Annotated in this window: 1 pseudogene; it reads right to left on the bottom strand. The window is 31.4% G+C overall.

The features are described from left to right. Positions 1–318 (bottom strand): annotated as a pseudogene (locus tag ACHRWY_RS27650) (hypothetical protein); the annotation flags it as partial.

The raw sequence follows: 318 nt of genomic DNA, 5'->3' as shown, positions 1-318 counted from the left end.
AGTTTCCAAATAAAACAACAGCACCCGTTATATAACATCCCTTTTTTATTTTAATTTTTGATTCGTCGGGACTTTCATTATATACACAAATTACCGATGGATATTTTAAGGTAACTTTTTCTTCAAGCTCAATTCCTTTAGATGCAAATGCCTGTACTGTTCCCTTAAAACCTTCTTCAAAAGTTATTTTTGGAGCAATTAAAATCACATCTTCCAGAACGGTATTTTTTTTTACCCGAATAGAATCTTCAGATCGTAATATAAAATTGCCTTTGAATATTAGATTGCCCAGAGACGACTTTACAGAAATCTCTTTTG

This window comes from Flavobacterium sp. FlaQc-48 (assembly GCF_044007335.1).
Taxonomy (GTDB): domain Bacteria; phylum Bacteroidota; class Bacteroidia; order Flavobacteriales; family Flavobacteriaceae; genus Flavobacterium.
The sequence above is the reverse complement of the archived record's forward strand: the minus strand, read 5'-3'. Positions and strand labels throughout refer to the sequence as shown.